The sequence below is a fragment of the Terriglobales bacterium genome, from assembly GCA_035454605.1.
Lineage (GTDB): Bacteria > Acidobacteriota > Terriglobia > Terriglobales > Acidobacteriaceae > DATMAB01.
In genome coordinates this window covers 1-16,681 of the sequence record DATIGQ010000170.1, presented here as the reverse complement: position 1 = coordinate 16,681, position 16,681 = coordinate 1, and the positions used below count along the sequence as shown (strand labels likewise).

General features: G+C 63.1%; 15 protein-coding genes. 5 read left to right on the top strand and 10 right to left on the bottom strand.

What is annotated here, in order from left to right:
* The first annotated feature begins 124 nt into the window (after positions 1-124).
* A complete protein-coding gene (locus tag VLE48_12230; GenBank protein ID HSA93772.1) occupies positions 125-3,205 on the top strand; it encodes a protein kinase in 3,081 nt (1,026 codons plus the stop codon).
* Positions 3,206-3,225: 20 nt separating this feature from the next.
* Here VLE48_12230 and VLE48_12225 read toward each other — a convergent pair whose 3' ends face one another.
* Positions 3,226-3,498, bottom strand: a complete 273-nt coding sequence (locus tag VLE48_12225; GenBank protein HSA93771.1) for a DUF4242 domain-containing protein — start codon at positions 3,496-3,498, stop codon at positions 3,226-3,228.
* Positions 3,499-3,546: 48 nt separating this feature from the next.
* Between VLE48_12225 and VLE48_12220 the strand changes: the two genes are divergently transcribed.
* Complete coding sequence (locus VLE48_12220) at positions 3,547-4,725, top strand: 6-phosphofructokinase (GenBank protein ID HSA93770.1); 1,179 nt, start codon at positions 3,547-3,549, stop codon at positions 4,723-4,725.
* A gap of 40 nt (positions 4,726-4,765) precedes the next feature.
* Here VLE48_12220 and VLE48_12215 read toward each other — a convergent pair whose 3' ends face one another.
* Entirely contained in the window at positions 4,766-5,221 is a 456-nt protein-coding gene (locus tag VLE48_12215; protein HSA93769.1) for an Lrp/AsnC family transcriptional regulator, read from the bottom strand.
* 128 nt (positions 5,222-5,349) lie between these two features.
* Here VLE48_12215 and VLE48_12210 point away from each other — a divergent pair, with 128 nt between their 5' ends.
* Positions 5,350-5,823, top strand: coding sequence for a hypothetical protein (locus VLE48_12210; protein ID HSA93768.1), 474 nt, complete (start codon positions 5,350-5,352; stop codon positions 5,821-5,823).
* Positions 5,824-5,933: 110 nt separating this feature from the next.
* A complete protein-coding gene (locus VLE48_12205) occupies positions 5,934-6,128 on the top strand; it encodes a DUF6800 family protein (protein ID HSA93767.1) in 195 nt (64 codons plus the stop codon).
* Here VLE48_12205 and VLE48_12200 read toward each other — a convergent pair.
* On the bottom strand, positions 6,125-6,469 hold the full coding sequence (locus VLE48_12200; GenBank protein ID HSA93766.1) for an STAS domain-containing protein: 345 nt from the start codon (positions 6,467-6,469) through the stop codon (positions 6,125-6,127). The two genes, VLE48_12205 and VLE48_12200, sit on opposite strands and share 4 nt — an antisense overlap.
* Positions 6,470-6,587: 118 nt before the next feature.
* Here VLE48_12200 and VLE48_12195 point away from each other — a divergent pair, with 118 nt between their 5' ends.
* On the top strand, positions 6,588-7,181 hold the full coding sequence (locus tag VLE48_12195) for a hypothetical protein (protein HSA93765.1): 594 nt from the start codon (positions 6,588-6,590) through the stop codon (positions 7,179-7,181).
* 17 nt (positions 7,182-7,198) lie between these two features.
* Here VLE48_12195 and VLE48_12190 read toward each other — a convergent pair whose 3' ends face one another.
* The 7 genes from VLE48_12190 to VLE48_12160 form a co-directional block, all read right to left on the bottom strand.
* Complete coding sequence (locus VLE48_12190; GenBank protein ID HSA93764.1) at positions 7,199-7,708, bottom strand: DinB family protein; 510 nt, start codon at positions 7,706-7,708, stop codon at positions 7,199-7,201.
* 14 nt (positions 7,709-7,722) lie between these two features.
* The gene (gene ppdK / locus VLE48_12185; GenBank protein ID HSA93763.1) at positions 7,723-10,452 is read right to left on the bottom strand and encodes a pyruvate, phosphate dikinase; all 2,730 of its coding nucleotides are present in this window, start codon (positions 10,450-10,452) and stop codon (positions 7,723-7,725) included.
* An 89-nt stretch (positions 10,453-10,541) separates the two neighbouring features.
* On the bottom strand, positions 10,542-12,683 hold the full coding sequence (gene glyS, locus VLE48_12180; GenBank protein HSA93762.1) for a glycine--tRNA ligase subunit beta: 2,142 nt from the start codon (positions 12,681-12,683) through the stop codon (positions 10,542-10,544).
* Between the two features lie 27 nt (positions 12,684-12,710).
* Positions 12,711-13,700 (bottom strand): glycine--tRNA ligase subunit alpha, encoded by a 990-nt coding sequence (locus tag VLE48_12175; GenBank protein ID HSA93761.1) that lies wholly within the window; start codon positions 13,698-13,700, stop codon positions 12,711-12,713.
* A 76-nt stretch (positions 13,701-13,776) separates the two neighbouring features.
* Positions 13,777-14,517 (bottom strand): DNA repair protein RecO, encoded by a 741-nt coding sequence (recO, locus tag VLE48_12170; GenBank protein HSA93760.1) that lies wholly within the window; start codon positions 14,515-14,517, stop codon positions 13,777-13,779.
* Positions 14,518-14,688: 171 nt separating this feature from the next.
* Positions 14,689-14,949, bottom strand: a complete 261-nt coding sequence (locus tag VLE48_12165; GenBank protein ID HSA93759.1) for a ferredoxin family protein — start codon at positions 14,947-14,949, stop codon at positions 14,689-14,691.
* Between the two features lie 330 nt (positions 14,950-15,279).
* Positions 15,280-16,681: aconitase family protein (locus VLE48_12160; protein HSA93758.1), on the bottom strand; the 1,402-nt coding region annotated here is incomplete at its 5' end.

Sequence of the window (16,681 nt, the reverse complement as noted above, 5' to 3'; positions counted from 1 at the left end):
CCGCTCTTGATATGCTTGAAACTGGTGTCGCCTTGGGCCCAACGCCCAGGCACCTAAAATAACAGGAAAGAAGAAGGCGTGGCGGGGCTGACTGAAGGCGTCGCTGCGCTACCAGCACGACTCCATGGCGCTCGCGACCGGCATGCGGTTCGGCCCTTACGAAATCCTTTCTGTGCTCGGAGCAGGCGGGATGGGAGAGGTTTATCGGGCCAAGGACAGCCGTCTCGGACGCGAGGTGGCCATCAAGGTCCTGGCCGACGACTTCGCCGCCAACCAGGAACGCCGGGAACGATTCGCGCGCGAAGCCCGTGCGATTTCGGCCCTGAGTCATCCCAACATCGTCACCATCTACGAGTTTGAGCAGGAAGGTGGTACCCACTACATCGCCATGGAACTGGTGGAGGGAGAAACGCTGCGTCAGTTGCTCCTCTCCGGCCCCATCCCGTTACGAAGAGCGATTCACCTTGCCGCACAAGTCGCGGACGGACTGGCCAAGGCGCATGAAGCGGGCATTGTCCATCGTGATCTGAAACCCGAGAACGTCATGATTTCCCGGGATGGCTTCGTCAAGATCCTGGACTTCGGTTTGGCAAAGCTTGCAGCACCGGCAGGTGAAGAATCTTCGGACACCTCCACCATTGGCCCGCAGACGCGCACGGGCGTGATTCTGGGCACGGTGGGATATATGTCGCCGGAACAAGCGGGCGGACGACCCCTGGATTTCCGTACGGACCAGTTTTCCTTTGGGACGTTATTGTATGAGGCGACGACCGGAAAGCGGGCCTTTCACAGGGCCACGCAGGCAGAGACTCTGGTGGCCATCCTGCGTGAAGACCCTGAGCCTGTGGGATCTCTGAACGTCCAAGCCCCCGCGCCGCTGTGTTGGGTAATCGAGCGCTGCCTGGCCAAGGAACCCGCCGAACGATACGCCTCCACCCGCGATCTGGCCCGCGATCTGGCGGCCCTCCGCGACCGCCTTTCGGAAGCGCCCCGCAAACGCCCTGAGAGCCGTCCCAGCACGCTGCCCGCCCAGCGCACGCCTATCGTTGGGCGTAGCCGCGAAATCGCCGCGGTGAAGGAGCTGTTGCTCCGCCCGGATGTGGCTCTGGTCACGTTGACGGGTCCCGGTGGTATCGGCAAGACGCGGCTGGGCCTGGCCGTGGCCAAGGACCTCGAGGATCGCTTCCCCGCCGGTGTCCATTTCGTCCCCTTGGCTTCGGTCAACGATCCGGGGCTGATCCCGGCCTTGGTCACGCAAGCCCTGGGGGTTCGCGAGACCGGCGGGCAAACACCCCTCGCTGCCCTGAAAGCACACATGGAGGATCTGCAGGAGAACCGGTTGCTGCTGGTCTTCGACAACTTCGAGCACATCGTCAGCGCCGCGGCAATCGTGGCCGAGTTGCTCACCATCAGCCCGAACCTGAAAGCCCTGGTAACCAGCCGCGCACCACTTCATATGTACGGCGAACATGAGTTCCCGGTGCCGTCGCTAGAAGTCCCGGACCCCAAGTCGATGCCGTCTCTCGATGCCTTGGCGCAGTACCCTTCGGTGGCCTTGTTCCTTCAGCGGGCGACCGCGGTGAAGCCCGGTTTTGAGATCACCAGCGATAACGCCGCTGCAGTCGCCACCATCTGCTCCCGCCTCGACGGTCTTCCTCTTGCCATCGAACTGGCCGCAGCGCGGGTCAAGCTACTCTCTCCTTCCTCCATGCAGGACCGCCTGGAGAGCCGGCTGCAACTGCTGACCGGCGGTGCCCGCGACCTCCCTGCCCGGCAGCAAACCCTGCGTGGAACCATCGATTGGAGCTTCGAACTCTTGAGCGCACCGGAGCAGATGCTCTTCCGCCGGCTCTCTGTCTTTGTGGGCGGGTGCACCCTGGATGCTGTCGAGGCGGTGTGCAACACGAAACAGGACCTTGGAGCGGACGTACTCGACGGGATCGCCTCCATCGTGGACAAGAGCCTGATGCAGCAGGAACAAACCGGCGACGAACCGCGCTTCGATATGTTGGAAACGATCCGCGAGTACGCGCTGGAGCGATTGGAAGCCAGTGGCGAAGAGAAAGCCACCCGGCGCGCCCATGCCGCCTACTGCCTGGTGCTGGCGGAGGAAGGCAATGCCGACGCGGAGCGTACCGAGTGGCTGGATCGCTTCGAGATGGAGCATGACAATTTCCGTGCCGCTCTGGAATGGCTGGTGGAGAGTGGCAACGCGGAGTGGGGTCTCCGCCTGGGAAGCGCTTTGTTCCGTTTCTGGGAGACGCGCGAGTACCTGTCGGAAGGGCGAGAACGGCTGACCAGGCTCCTGAAGCTCCCGGCCGCCGCCGCCCGCACGCAGGAGCGCTCCAAGGCCCTCTTCGCCGCCGGAGTTCTGGCCGGCGAACAGGGTGACTACGCTGCTACGCGGGCTCTGATCGAAGAGAGTCTCGCCATTGCCAGAGAGCTGCAGGATCGTTGGGGCGTCGCGGTGGCCTTGAATGCTCTAGCCGTGTTCGCTCGCGACCGTGGTGACGTTCCGGCCTCACGCTCGCTCTTCGAGGAGAGCCTGGTCATCTGGCGGGCGCTCGGAGACCCTTCCGCGGTGGCGCGCGCCCTAAGCAATCTGGCTAACGCGGTCAAGACGCAGGGCGACCATGCGCTGGCCGCCTCCCTTTACGGCCAGGCCCTGTCCATCTTCCGCGAACTGGGTGACCGCGACGGTGTCGGCTGGACCATCAACTACCAGGGCGATGTGGCTCGTGAGCAAGGTGAATGGCACGTCGCGCGCACTCTTTACGAGCAGAGTCTGCTGAGCTTCCGCGAGCTGGGCGATCGCTGGGGCGTCGCCAGCTCCCTGGCTGATCTGGGGAATCTGGCTCGCGACCAGTGCGACCACGCCTCCTGTCACGCCCTGTATGCGGACAGCCTGCGGATCTTCCGCGAGCTGGGGCAAAAGCGCGGGATCGCCCGGCTGCTGGACTGCTTTGCTTGCCTGGCGGCGGCCCAATCGAAGCCGGAGCGCGCACTGCGATTGGCAGGCGCGGCGGCGGCCCTCCGCCAGACCCTGGGTGCGCCGTTGTCGCCTGCAGAACAGGACAAACTGGAAAAGAACATCCAGCCGGCTCGACAGGCGCTCATCCATGGCACCGGCGCGACCGCCTGGATGGAGGGCTGGGCGATGTCGGCCGAAAAAGCTATCGACTACGCCCTGGCGGAAGGACCCTGATTCCCCGGCTCGGGGTGCAGCTATTCCGCAGTGGTAGGATCGATGAGGCGTCGCACCGCGGACACGCGGTTGGCGGGGATGCCGGTCCTCTTGGCGTGCTCGCGGATGGTGGACTCGTCCGGCGCCAGGTACACGCAGTAGAGCTTGTCGCCGGTGACGTAACTGTGCAACCACTGGATTTCCGGGCCCATCGCCATGAGCACATCCGCCGACTTGCGGGCGGCCGCGCGGATCTCGTCGTCTGACATGTTCCCGGCTCCGGGCATTTCTCGCTCGATTACAAACTTGGGCATGAGACCTTCCTGATGAGAAGATGCTAACACGGCCTTCGGGCAGGAGGCATGGTGGCAGCCAGCAACAAAATTGGCATCCTCACCGGAGGCGGGGACGTGCCCGGCCTCAATTCCGTCATCAAGTCGGTCGTGTATCGAGCCACCGAAATGGGGCGGGAGGTCATCGGCATCCGCAAGGGATGGGAGGGGCTGACGCACATGAACCCGGCCCTGGGGATTGATCCCGCCTACCTGCGTCCTCTCACGCGTGAGAATACGCGCACCATCGATCGCAGTGGCGGTACGACACTGCATACTTCACGCACCAATCCCCAGCGATTGAAGAAATCCAGGGTCCCGCCGCACTTTCCGCCCGCCCAGCTTTCCCAGCTGAAAGAAGAAGGTGGGAACCACGACTTCACCCCCGTCGTGCTCGAAAACCTGGAACGCCTGGGCATCGGCTGCTTAATTGTGATTGGAGGGGATGACACGCTCAGCTTTGCGGCCGTGCTGCATGGCCATCGCGTGCCCCTCATCGCGATCCCTAAGACCATGGATAACGACGTGCGCGGAACGGAGTACTGTATCGGCTTCTCCACCGCCATCACGCGCGCCAAGGACCTGATCACACGCCAGCGGACCACCCTGGGATCGCACGAACGCATCGGCGTATTCCGCATCTTCGGCCGCAACTCCGGCTTCACCGCGCTGTACACCGGCTACGTGACCTCCAGCCGCTGCCTTATCCCCGAGCACCCCTTTGACCTCGACCGTCTGTGCCGGCTCCTGATGGAAGACAAGCGCAATAATCCAAGCAACTATTCTCTCGTCGTGGTCTCCGAGGGCGCGGTTTGGGAAGGCCAGCAGGTCGCCGAGTTCGGGGAGTCGGACGCCTACGGGCACCGCAAGAAGGTGGATATCGGACATGCGCTGGCGGAAGAGATCAAGCGCCGCACCGGCGAAGAGACCATGAACAGCGACCTGACCTACGACCTGCGCAGTGGAGATCCTGACTCCATCGACCAGTTGGTGGCCACCACCTTCGCCAACCTCGCGCTGGACCTGGTCTCCGACGGACTCACGGGCAGGATGGTCGCCATCCAGGAAGGCCGCTACACCCACGCGCCGCTCCCCGATCCCCAGCTGGGTCCGCGTCAGGTGGACGTCGGCACACTCTACAACGTCGAGCGCTACCGTCCTCACTACGCCGGCAAGTTGGCCGCACCCATGTTGTTAAGTCCCGCCTAGAAGCTGGTGGCTTGATTGAGTTCTTTCCTTGGAAGTGGGCTCACTCCGGCAGGGGGACTTCCACCGACTCCTTCATCGTGCGCAACACAATCGTGGTGCGAGTCCGCGTGACTCCAGGCACGCCTTTGATCTTTTGGTTGATGACCTCGTCCAAGTGCGCAGGATTGCGGCAACGGACTTTCAGCAGGTAGTCGTCTTCCCCCGCAATGTGATGACACTCCGACACCTCGGGCAGCCGCTCGATATAGCGGAGGAAGCGCGCTCGATGCTGTGGTCGCTCCAGCGTGACCATTACGAACGCGTTCAACAGCAACCCCACCGACTCCGGCCGGATGAGGGCCGCATATCCCCGAATGACGCCTTGCTTCTCCAGGCGGCGCACTCGCTCGGCTGCTGCCGGCGCCGAGAGCCCCAGATGTTCGGCTACCTGGGCCCAGCTCGCGCGGCCCTGACGCATCAGCAAACGCACTGCCTTTCGATCCAGACGATCTTGCATGGCTTTGTAATAACTGATTTTAGGCACCTCTGCCTAGTTATAGATTGTATTACTACAATGACACTTGTGATTCGAAAGAACTATTGCTAATAATCCTTTCATCCAGTTGACTGGTGAGGAGGCGGCCCATGGGTCATCTGCTGAAGCGTGGGGTGGTATCGATTCTGGGCATGGCGGCGGTTCTGGCCTACTGGAGCTTCCGCGGCGGAAGTTCGGGCGAATCGATGGACAAGATCCCCGCCAAGGTATGGGCCGGCGGCGGACAATTGAGCATCGACGTCGAGACCACCTGTCCGGCCAGGATGAGTGTCACTTTCGGTGAACGCGACAAGCAGGACGGCAAGTCGCTCGAAGCCTGGGAGAAAATCCCGGCGGGCCGCCATTCATGGACCATCGATGTTCCTCAGCGCGTCGACGGCTACATCGATCTCACCGCCGAAGAACCCAAGGTAGGCGACCGATTGAGCTGGACCGTCCGGGCGAACGGGCGGGTCGTGGACCAACAGTCCGAAACCTTGCAGCAAGCGCTGCAAGAGGGCTATGCCTTCGGATTGCAGGTCTACATGGAGGATTACCTTTCCGGACAAGTCGGCGACGATTGACCGGCTCGGAGGCGGTCTGCAAACCAGGCAGCCAAGCCTGCTGGCTTTGCATACGCCCTGCATCTTCGGCAAAATAGTGTGCACGACCACGCTAGGGCAGGGCTTGAGCGATGACCACTCCTTCCCGCAGGCCGGAGATCCGGCGCCGTCGCGCCCGCAAGGAAAAGATCGCCCGGCTCCGTCGTCAGTATGTCGCGGCTGCTTCCGAAGCCGAGCGCAAGCGAATCGTGGAGAAGGCGAAGAAATCGGCGCTCGGACTCTCCGCAGAAGCCTTTCTGGCGCCGCTGGAGGCGAAGAAGGGCTAGCCGGTCGCGAACGCTGCCAAAGCGTCGCTCTCTGAGTCGTAGCAGGCGATCACCCGATCCAGCAGCGTGATTTTCAGCGCCTGGCGCACGGCTTCCGTGGGATTCACCAGCGCCATGCGGCCTCCTTGCTGCTTGATCAGGGAATGGCTGCGGATGAGTCCTCCGATACCGGAGGAATCCAGCCGTGGCACTTGGGCGAGGTTGACGATCACCTCTTTGGCGCCGTCGGCCAGCGCTTGCGTGATGGCGGCACGGAACTGATCTACGCCTTCTCCCAGCGACAGTTTTCCTTGGACATCCACCAGGACCACGGTGCCCTGCCGCCGCACCTGACACCCCATGGTGGCAAAATAATACAGTCTCCTGGTTCCTGACAACGGCGCGCTGCGGCGTCCGCACCAAGGGTTACAATGCCGCCGGCACCCCGGAAGGCCGCTTCATTGGGAGCGACATACCGCCATGGCGGATCGTTTCTATCTCAATCTGTGGTTTCCCAGCTTCACGGAAGACGAGATGATGCCCCGGACTCTCTCCGTGCTGCAGAGCTTCCCCTATTCCGCCGCCAAGCCGGGCATCCGCTGCGTCGCCGTGCGGGCAGTGGACCTGAGCGAGCCTTTGATCACCCAGGAAACTTTTCCCAATGGAGCCGATCCGGACGTCGCCATCGCTCTCGCCTCGGAATTCCTGCACGACGACAATGCCTACGAGTTCGAGGCCTGCTGGGACTTGTGGGTTCCTGAGGAGAATGATGAGACCTGGAGGCGCCAGCCGAGTACCGTTCGCTTCGTAGTCCATGGCACTGGTTTTGAAGACGGTTTCTACCAGGAAGCCGGCCATATTCAGGTGGATTTCGGGCTGGACACACCCTTCCTGTATGAGGAACTGGACTTGACCCCGGACGCAGAAGAGAAGGTTCGCGTCAACGTGCAAACCTTGGTGAGCTTCACCTCTGCGGTGGAAAAGCAGTGCGGCATCAGCGGGCGCCTGCTGTGGTCGGAGTCCGAGGAAAACCTGGCCCAGAAACTGATCGCCCGCCTACAAAGAATCCAGTAGGACAGGGTCAGCTGCCCCTACATCCCGCCCTCGTCTGCCGAAGGTCCGTACGTAGAAGGCACCGCTACATCGTTTAACCGCAGGTAAACCCCCAGTTGCGCGCGGTGGTGGATAAGGTGGTTCATCACGAAGCTGCGCCACACCGCGACGCGCGGCATGGACAAGACTGTCTTTCCTCCCGACAACAGCGACCACGGCTTCATCAGATGCTCGTCGCTAGCGCCGGCCACGGCGGAGCGGGCCGCCGCCACGTTCCTGTCAAACAGCGCCAGGATTTCCCTTCGTGAACCCAGGTTCGCGCCCGTCTGCGGCGGACCACCGGGCGGTGCGATGTCGATCGAATCCTTCTCCACCGTCATCATCCCCCAACCGGGAATCTCCGCCACGTGAGACGCCAGGCGGCCCAGGGTCATCGACTTGGGATGTGGCTTCCAGTCAAACCTGTCTTCCGGCACACGCTCCAGGGCCTTTCGCGTGGTGGCCATCTCGTGTTCGAACTCGGGCAACAGCGCCTGATTGATCGCCATATTCCTTCCCTTCCCTATTTTGTTCGGCCGAGCTCCGCCTTCATTTTTTCCCCGGCAGCGGCCTGGGCAGCGGCCAGGCGTGCGGTCAGCACGCGGAACGGCGAACAGGAAACGTAGTCCAGCCCCACCTGGTGGCAGAACTCCACCGACGAGGGCTCGCCTCCATGCTCGCCGCAGATCCCCACCTTGAGTTTGGCCCGCCCTTTGCGGCCGCGTTCCGTGGCCATGCGCACCAGTTCCCCCACACCTTCGCGGTCCAGAACCGCGAACGGATCCTGCTTCAGGATGCCCTCGGCGATGTAAGTCGGAAGGATCTTGTTCACGTCGTCGCGCGAGAAACCGTACGTGGTCTGCGTCAGGTCGTTGGTGCCGAAGGAGAAAAACTCCGCCTCCTTGGCGATCCCCTCTGCCGCCAGTGCGGCGCGCGGCAGCTCGATCATGGTGCCCACCAGGTAGTCCACGCGATATTCCTTTTCGGCGAAGACCTCCTCCGCTACGCGGCGCACGATCGCTCCCTGGTTGGCCATCTCCTTCACCAGGCCCACCAGCGGGATCATCACCTCGGGAAAGACCTTCACGCCCTCCTTGGCCACAGCGACCGCGGCTTCAAAGATGGCACGAGCCTGCATCTCCGAGATCTCCGGATAAGTGATGCCCAGTCGGCAGCCTCGATGTCCCAGCATGGGGTTCAGCTCGTGGAGCTCCTCCACGCGCCGCAGCAGGTTGCCCAGTTCGCGCAATTTGGGCGAGCGCGGCTTGCTCAGCTCCAGCTTGGCGATCTCCACCATGAGATCTTCGCGACGCGGCAGGAATTCGTGCAGCGGCGGATCGAGCAGCCGGATGGTTACCGGGAAGCCGTCCATCGCGCGGAACACGCCGATGAAGTCCGAGCGTTGCATGGGCAGCAGCTTCTTCAGCGCCCGGCGACGGTCCTTTTCGTTCGAGGCCAGGATCATGGCCCGCATGTGCGCGATACGGTCCTCGGCGAAGAACATGTGCTCGGTGCGGCACAGCCCGATGCCCTCCGCGCCGAATGCCCGCGCTTGGATGGCGTCGCGTGGAATATCGGCGTTGGCGCGCACCCGCAGTCTGCGGAAGGGTTCCGCCCAGTTGAGCATCGTCTGCAGGTCAGGATCGTCGGGCGTAGCCGGCACCGTGGGCAGCTTGCCTTTGAGCACGCGGCCGGTGGTGCCGTCGAGCGAGATCCAGTCGCCTTCCCGGAACACCTGGCCTTTCACCCGCATCTCGCGCTGCTTCTCGTTCACCTCGATCTCCCCGGCGCCCGCTACGCAAGGCTTCCCCATGCCGCGCGTGACCACCGCCGCGTGGCTGGTCATGCCGCCGCGCGAGGTGAGAATGGCCACCGCCACTTCCATGCCGTGAATATCCTCAGGCGTGGTTTCCGAACGCACCAGAATCACCGGGTTCTTCTTGCCGTGACCGGCCTTCTCCACCGCTTCATCGGCGGTGAACACGATCTGGCCGACCGCGGCTCCCGGCGACGCCGGCAGGCCGACCGCCAGCACATCGACCTCTTCCTTAGACTCATCCAGGCGCGGCACCAGGAAGTCGTAGAGCTGGTTGGGATCGACCCGGAAAATGGCTTCTTCCTTCGTGATCAAACCCTCTTTCACCATATCGATAGCAACTCGAACGGCGGCGATCCCGGTGCGCTTGCCGTTCCGCGTTTGCAGCATGTAGAGGCGGCCATCCTGGATGGTGAACTCGAAGTCCTGTACGTCGCGGTAGTGCTTCTCCAGGCGGTTGGTGATCTCGCGGAGCTGGTCGTAAACCTCGGGAAGTATCTTCTTCAGTTCTGAGATGTGGATGGGCGTACGGATGCCGGCCACCACGTCTTCGCCCTGGGCGTTCATCAGGAACTCGCCGTAGAACTCTTTCGCGCCGGTAGCCGGATTGCGCGTGAAGCCCACGCCCGTGCCGCTGCTCTCGCCCAGGTTGCCGAACACCATGCACTGCACGTTCACCGCAGTGCCCAGTTCGTCGGAGATGTTATTGATGCGGCGATAGTGCCCGGCGCGTGGATTGCCCCAGGAGCGGAAGACCGCGTCGCGCGCCATCACCAGTTGTTCCTGCGGATCCTGCGGGAATTCGCGCTTGGTGTGCTTGACGATGACCTTCTTGTATTCCTCCACCACTTCCTTGAGCGCCTTGGCGTCCAGGTCCGTATCCAGCTTCGCCTTGCGCTGCTTCTTCTTGGTGTCGAACACTTCTTCGAAGGCATGCTTGGGAATATCCAGCACCACGTTGCCGAACATCTGGATCAGGCGGCGATAGGAGTCGTAAGCGAAGCGCGGGTTCTGCGATCGGCGGGCCAGGGCTTCGACGCTTTGGTCGTTCAGGCCGAGGTTGAGGATGGTGTCCATCATCCCCGGCATGGAAAACTTGGCTCCCGAGCGCACGCTGACCAGCAGCGGGTTTTCGCCGCTTCCCAGCTTCTGACGCTGCAGCTTCTCCAGACGTGCCAGCGCCTCGTTCATCTCCCGGTCCACTTCCGGCGAGGCCTTGCCGGTGTGCATGTACTCGCGGCAGGCCTCGGTCTGGATAGTGAAACCCGGAGGAACAGGCAAGCCGGCATTCGTCATCTCAGCCAGGCCGGCGCCCTTGCCGCCCAGCTCGTCTTTCATCTTGCCGTGCCCGTCGGCCTTGCCCCCGCCGAAGAAGTAAACGTACTTGATGGCAGCCTGCTCCGCCGCCCGCGTTTCAGGAAGAGTTTGAGTGCTCATGATGTCCTTTGTCCGTGGCTGTGCCTTCGTTGTTTTTCTCGCATGTAAAGACGTGCTTGCTACATCTCTATGCTACGCCTCTGCGCTGCTCAGCAGACTGGTCCTACCCCTTTTCTCTCCGTAACAATCTCCGAGAAATGCGCGATCGTCGAAAAATCATTCAGCAGTTTCTGCAACAACGCCAGACGGTTGGCGCGAAGCCGCTCATCCTCCACCATGACCATCACTTTGTCGAAGAACGCATCGACCAGCGGCCGCAAACGCGACATCTCCATCAGCGCCTTGCGGTAGTCCTTGGCCATCCGCAACCGCTCCATCGCCGCTGCCACCTCGGGCATGCGTGTCGCCAGCTCACGTTCCGCAGGCTCGCGCACGGCCTGAGGATCGAAGGTCGGCGCGACCGCCTTCTTCTCTTCCGACGCCTGCCGCAAGATGTTCTTGATACGCTTGAACGAGATCGAAATGGCCTCGAAGTCTTCGGATCCCCGTATCGCTGCCACCGCCTCCGCCCGCGCCTCAGCATCCACCACGTCGTCTGCGCCGGCTGCCAGCACGGCATTGGTCTCGTCGTAACGGAAACCCCGCGCTTCCCGGAGGTAGAACTCTAGGCGCTCCCGCAGAAATGCGGCCACCGAGCCCGCGAAGTCCATGGTGGAGGAAAACTTCTTCTCTGCCTCCGAGCCTCGATAGCCGCTGCGAGCGACCTGGAAGATGCCCGCCAGTCCGAGGGACAACTTCTTTTCCGCCAGTACCTTCACAATCCCGTTGGCCGCTCTCCTCAGCGCAAACGGGTCCTTCGATCCCGTCGGCGCAAACCCCAGCGCAAACATACCCGCGATGCTGTCCGCCTTGTCGGCGATGGCGAGCACCGCGCCCTCCAGCGTCCGCGGCACGGCTTCGTCCATCGACTCCGGTCTGTAATGGTCGTAAATGGCGTCCGCGACGGCACCATCCAGTCTCTGTGCGCGCGCGTAGAGCCCGCCCACGATGCCCTGCAACTCCGTGAATTCTTTGACTAATTCGGTAGTGAGGTCGGTCTTTGCTAGCCAAGCTGCTTCATTCACCGCGTTGCGATCGATCTTGAGGCCGGCCTGGGACAGGTCCGCAGCAAGCTGGTTGGCAAGCTTGGCGACGCGCTCCGCCTTTTCGTAATAGCTGCCCAGGTCCTTCTGGAAGGTCACCGCCTTGAGCATTTCGACGCGCTGCTTCAGGGGAACCTTCTGATCGCTCTGCCAGAAAAAGCGGGCGTCGCTGAAGCGGGCCCGCAGCACCCGCTCGTGCCCGTGCCGGATCACGCCGCTCGCATCGCCACCGGTATTAAGCACCGCGAGGAAGTGTGGCGCGAGCTTCCTTTGTGCATCTTCGACCGCAAAATATTTCTGGTGGTCTCGCATCACCGTGACCAGCACTTCTTCCGGCAGCGCCAGGAACTCGCGATCGAAGTTGCCCAGGATCGCCGACGGAGACTCGGTCAGGTTGACCACGGTCGAAAGCAGCGCTTTATCCTCGCGCCAGCGGGCCCCGGGAACCGTGCGGGTCGCCGCGTCCAGCGCCTTGCGAATGCCCTGCTCGCGCGCCGCAGGACTGACCGTGACCCCGACTTTCTCCAGCGCCTCGGCGTAACTCGCCGCAGAAGAAACCTTAACCGCTCCAGAACTGAGCGTGCGATGCCCATGCGAGGTCGCGCCTGCGCGCACAGCCGCCAACTCCAGGGGAACGACATTCCCATCGAGCAGTGCCACGACCCAGCGCACCGGACGAACAAAGCGCTCCGCCGTCTTTCCCCGCCAGTACATGTTCTTGGCCCAGTGAATGGCGAACACTTCGCGCGGCAGCGCTTCGGCCATCACTTCCACGGCCGGACGCCCCTTGCGCGTTACCTGCGCAGCCACGTACTCCCCCTTGGGGTTCTTTACGCGCTGCAGCTTCTCCACCGGCAGACCGACCTTCTTTGCGAACGCTTCCGCCGCTGCGGTCGCTTTGCCATCTTTGAACGCAACCTGTACCGACGGACCCGTGACCTGCTCCTCGATGTCCGGCTGCGCCACCCGCACGTTGCGCGCGATCACCGCCAGACGGCGCGGCGTCGCCAGCGACTCGACTTCGGCCGTCTCCGCCAGGCGCTCTGCCGTCAGCAGATCGCCGACCCGGCGCGCCAGTTCCGCCGCGCCAGAATCGAGCATCCGCGCCGGTATCTCTTCGCAACCGATTTCGAGCAGAAAGTCAGCCATCAACCCTCGAATTCTCCCGCATGCTGGTCACGCCTTGGCCTTCTCTTTCGCCCGCTTCTTCTCCGTCTTCCCTTTCTCGACCGCCAGCTTCTCCCAACCCTGCTGATCGCCGTACGCCCGCGCCACGCCCACTGCCAGCGCCCGTATGCGGGCAATCACACCCACGCGCTCGGTAACCGAAATCGCCCCGCGCGCATCGAGGATGTTGAAAAGGTGCGAGCACTTCAGGCACAGATCGAAGGCAGCCAGCACCGGAAAACGTTCCGCCTCTGGCGAGGGCTGCCCGTCGGCCGCGCTGCGTTTCAGCGCGGCATAGGCCTCGAGCAGCGCGTGGCACTCCGCTTCGAAGAGCCGCAGGTGTTGCCAGGTCTTCTCCACCTCCGCGCGGTCGAAGTTGTACACCGAAAACTGGACTTCTTCCGCATGCCGCACATCTCGATACGTCACGCCTGGCGACCACACGATGTCATAAACGCTATCCACGTCCTGCAAGAATGCCGCGATGCGCTCCAACCCGTACGTCAGCTCGACCGAGATCGGATCCAGGTCCTGGCCGCCGCACTGCTGAAAGTACGTGAACTGGGTGATCTCCAGACCGTCGAGCATCACCTGCCACCCGATGCCCCACGCGCCCAGCGTCGGCGACTCCCAATTGTCTTCCTCGAACTTGATGTCATGCTGCCGCAGATCGATGCCGATGGCTCCCAGCGACTCCAGGTACATCTCCTGGATGTTCGCAGGCGGCGGCTTGAGGATCACCTGCAGTTGCGTGTGCTTGTACAGCCGGTTGGGATTGTCGCCGTAGCGCCCGTCCGCCGGCCGCCGGGAAGGCTGCACGTAGGCGACGTTGTAAGGCTTCGGCCCCAGCACCCGCAAAAACGTCTCCGGCGCCATCGTCCCGGCGCCCACCTCAACGTCATACGGTTGCTGCAGAACGCATCCCCGGTCGGCCCAGAACTTCGACAGGGCGAGAATCAGGTCCTGGAAGCTCAGCGGATTTTTCGCGGGTCCGGTCACTGACCTTCGATTCTGTTGTCTAGTGCGCCTTGCAGATCCTTGGCTGATTGCTGACTGCTGAGTGCTGACCGCTGCTTTACTCCAGCTTCTCCAGCATCCCTGCCGTGACCAGCTTTTTCTCGATGTGGCGCTCGATGCGTTGCGCCAGAAAACGCCGCAGGTCCGCGCCCTTCGTTCGCGGCCACGGCACTCCCACGAACGATTCCAGCGGCGCCCGGAACATCTCTGCCGCCAGCTCGCGCGACGCGCCCGACATCTCCGCCGACGCCAGCCGCTTGTCCGCCGCGCACATCAGCCCGTCGGCCAGCGGATGAAAGAACGCCCGGCTGCCGTTCAGCCGAGCGCCGCACTTCAGGCACGTGCTCAGGTCGGGAAGCAGCCCTGTCAGCCGGACCATCCACAGGTCGAAATACGTCAGCGGCATCCAGACGGCGCCGGAATGCAGATGCCCCAGCACCGAGAGCGACAGCCGGAAGACGGAGTCGTTCGACTCGCGCTCCGGCAGCAGCTCGTCCAGCACCTCGGCCACGTAACCCAGCGCCACCGCCCGCGGGTAATCCACTTCCTCCGCCAGCGGCGACTGCAGCACGTCGCAGGAATCCACTCGCGCCAGGTCCCGCCGCTCGCGATCCTCGTAATAGAGCCGCACCACCGTCAGCGGCTCCAGCGCTCCCCCGAACCGCCGGCGCGACTTCTTGGCCGACCGCGCCACGCCTTTCAGCTTGCCTTCCGCGCGCGTGAAAAACGTCACCAGCAGGTCCGCCTCGCGCAGCGGATAGCTGCGCAGGACGATCGCTTCCGACTGCTTCAGGGGCATGGTTCCGCCGCCTTACGCCCACGCGCACAACAAGCCGAACTTCGATTGTAACGGAGCGATGCGCGGACGGAAAGCAGGGTCGCTACCGGCGCTTGTGGACTTTCAGAGGTTTCATCCTGGAAACGGAAATGCGCGGCCGCGGCCGCGCATTTCGGCGAACTCAACTCGCGCTTACCGCCCGAACCACTTGGCGTTGATCTCGGTGTACTGCTTCCACTTCTCCGGCAGATCATCCAGGGCGAAGATGGCCGACACCGGGCACACCGGCACGCACGCCCCACAATCAATACATTCAACAGGATCGATGTAGAGCTGGGTTTCGGCGGCGAACTTCTCCTCGTCCTTCTTGGGATGGATGCAATCCACGGGACAGGCATCCACGCACGCCGTGTCCTTGGTTCCGATGCAGGGTTCTGCAATCACATAGGCCATACGATTGTCGTCTCCGTAGCGAACCTGAAAGAAGATTACCGCGACAGCCTGTCCAACCTTCGATTCTAGCAAAAAAGCTGACCGCTTAAAGGAAATCAGGCTATTGGAGACAATCCGGGGCCGGGAGGCGGAAATCGCCCGGTCAACGGCGGGCGTGGGACAGAAATCCCGAGTCCGGCACGGCGCAGGAAGGATTTCTACGCCGAGGCCAGCGCCCGCGCTTCCGCGGGCTCATACTCGCAGATTGAGGCGCTTAGCGGGCGTGAGCGAACCCGCACCGGCGGGTGAGCGGGAGTCCGCTGCCGAAATCCCGAGCGTCGCGAGGGATCTCTACGTTGAAATCAGTGCGCGTTCGCTCGCAGGCTCGTACTCGCAGATATATCCGGCGACGGCGGAGGCGGCCACGGTCAGCGGGCTGGCCAGGTACATTTGGCCCGGTCCGCTGCGGCCGGGGAAATTGCGGTTCTGCGCGCTGATCACCACCTGGTCGGGACGCGTGGAAACGCCGGGCCCGGCATTGATGCAGGCGCCGCAACTGGGCTCAATCACAATGGCGCCAGCCTTCTTGAAGATTTCGAGATAGCCTTTGCGCACGCAGTACTCGCGCGTCTCCTGCGAGCCGAACTGGATATAGAACTTCACCGAATCGGCCACGCGCTTGCCCTGCGCCAGAGCGTCGGCCAGGACGCGGGCGTACATATCCATGTCCTCGTTCTTCCCTGCCGTGCAGGTGCCGCCGTAAGCCAGCTCCACCGGCACAGGCGTGTGCAGGTCGCGAACGAACTTGCCGTTGCCGGGATCGCCGGGCGTGGCCACCATGGGCGTAATCTCGTCGGCGTTGAGCTCGATGACGTGGGCGTACTCGGCTCCGGGATCGCTGGCCAGGCCTTCGATCATCTTTTCGGCGCGCTTGCGGTCCATGCCACGGCGTTCCACCAGGAAGTCCACCACTTTTTCGTCGGGAGCGACGATGCCGGTGAATCCGCCGATCTCCGCCGCCATGTTGGTCATGGTGGCGCGCTCGTCCACGCTCAGGTCTTCGATGGCGGGGCCGGCATACTCCATCACTTTGGCCAGCGCCTTGCCGCTGCGCACGTAGTCGAGCGCCAGGATGGCGAGGATGAAGTCCTTGGCGGCGACGTTCGGTCGGCGGCGGCCCTTGACCACGATCTTGACCGACTCCGGCACTCGCACGCGGATATCTTTGGTGAGCCAGGAATTGAAGACGTCGGTGGTGCCGATGCCGAAGGCGACGCAGCCCACGGCGCCGACGTGCGGCGTGTGCGAATCCGAGCCCACGTTGAGCTGGCCCGGCAGCGCGTAGGTCTCGAGCACCAGCGAGTGGCAAATGCCCTCCGAGCCTTTGCGGTCGAGCAACTCGCCGTGCAGCCGGATGCCGCGCGAGCGCGCGAACTCTTCCTGGCGCAGCTTGAGCTGCGTGGCGAGGTCGAGCAGGCCCATCTTGCGCTTCTCCTCCGAGAGCACTTCGTCGAGGAAGGTGAGATGGTCGCGGAAGAACAGGATGGTCGCTGGGTCGTTGACGGGCGCGTCCTTGCCCACCAGGCGCTCGAAGAAGATGGAGGCCATGGGCGTGACGTACTCGTGGCTGAAGCGCAGGTCGGTGCGGGCAAAGCCGGCATCGCCGGGCTTGACAGCGGGCACGCCGACCTCGCCTTTCTCGTTGATCATGTGGCGGGCGAAGATCTTTTCCGCCAGAGTCATCGCGCGCGGC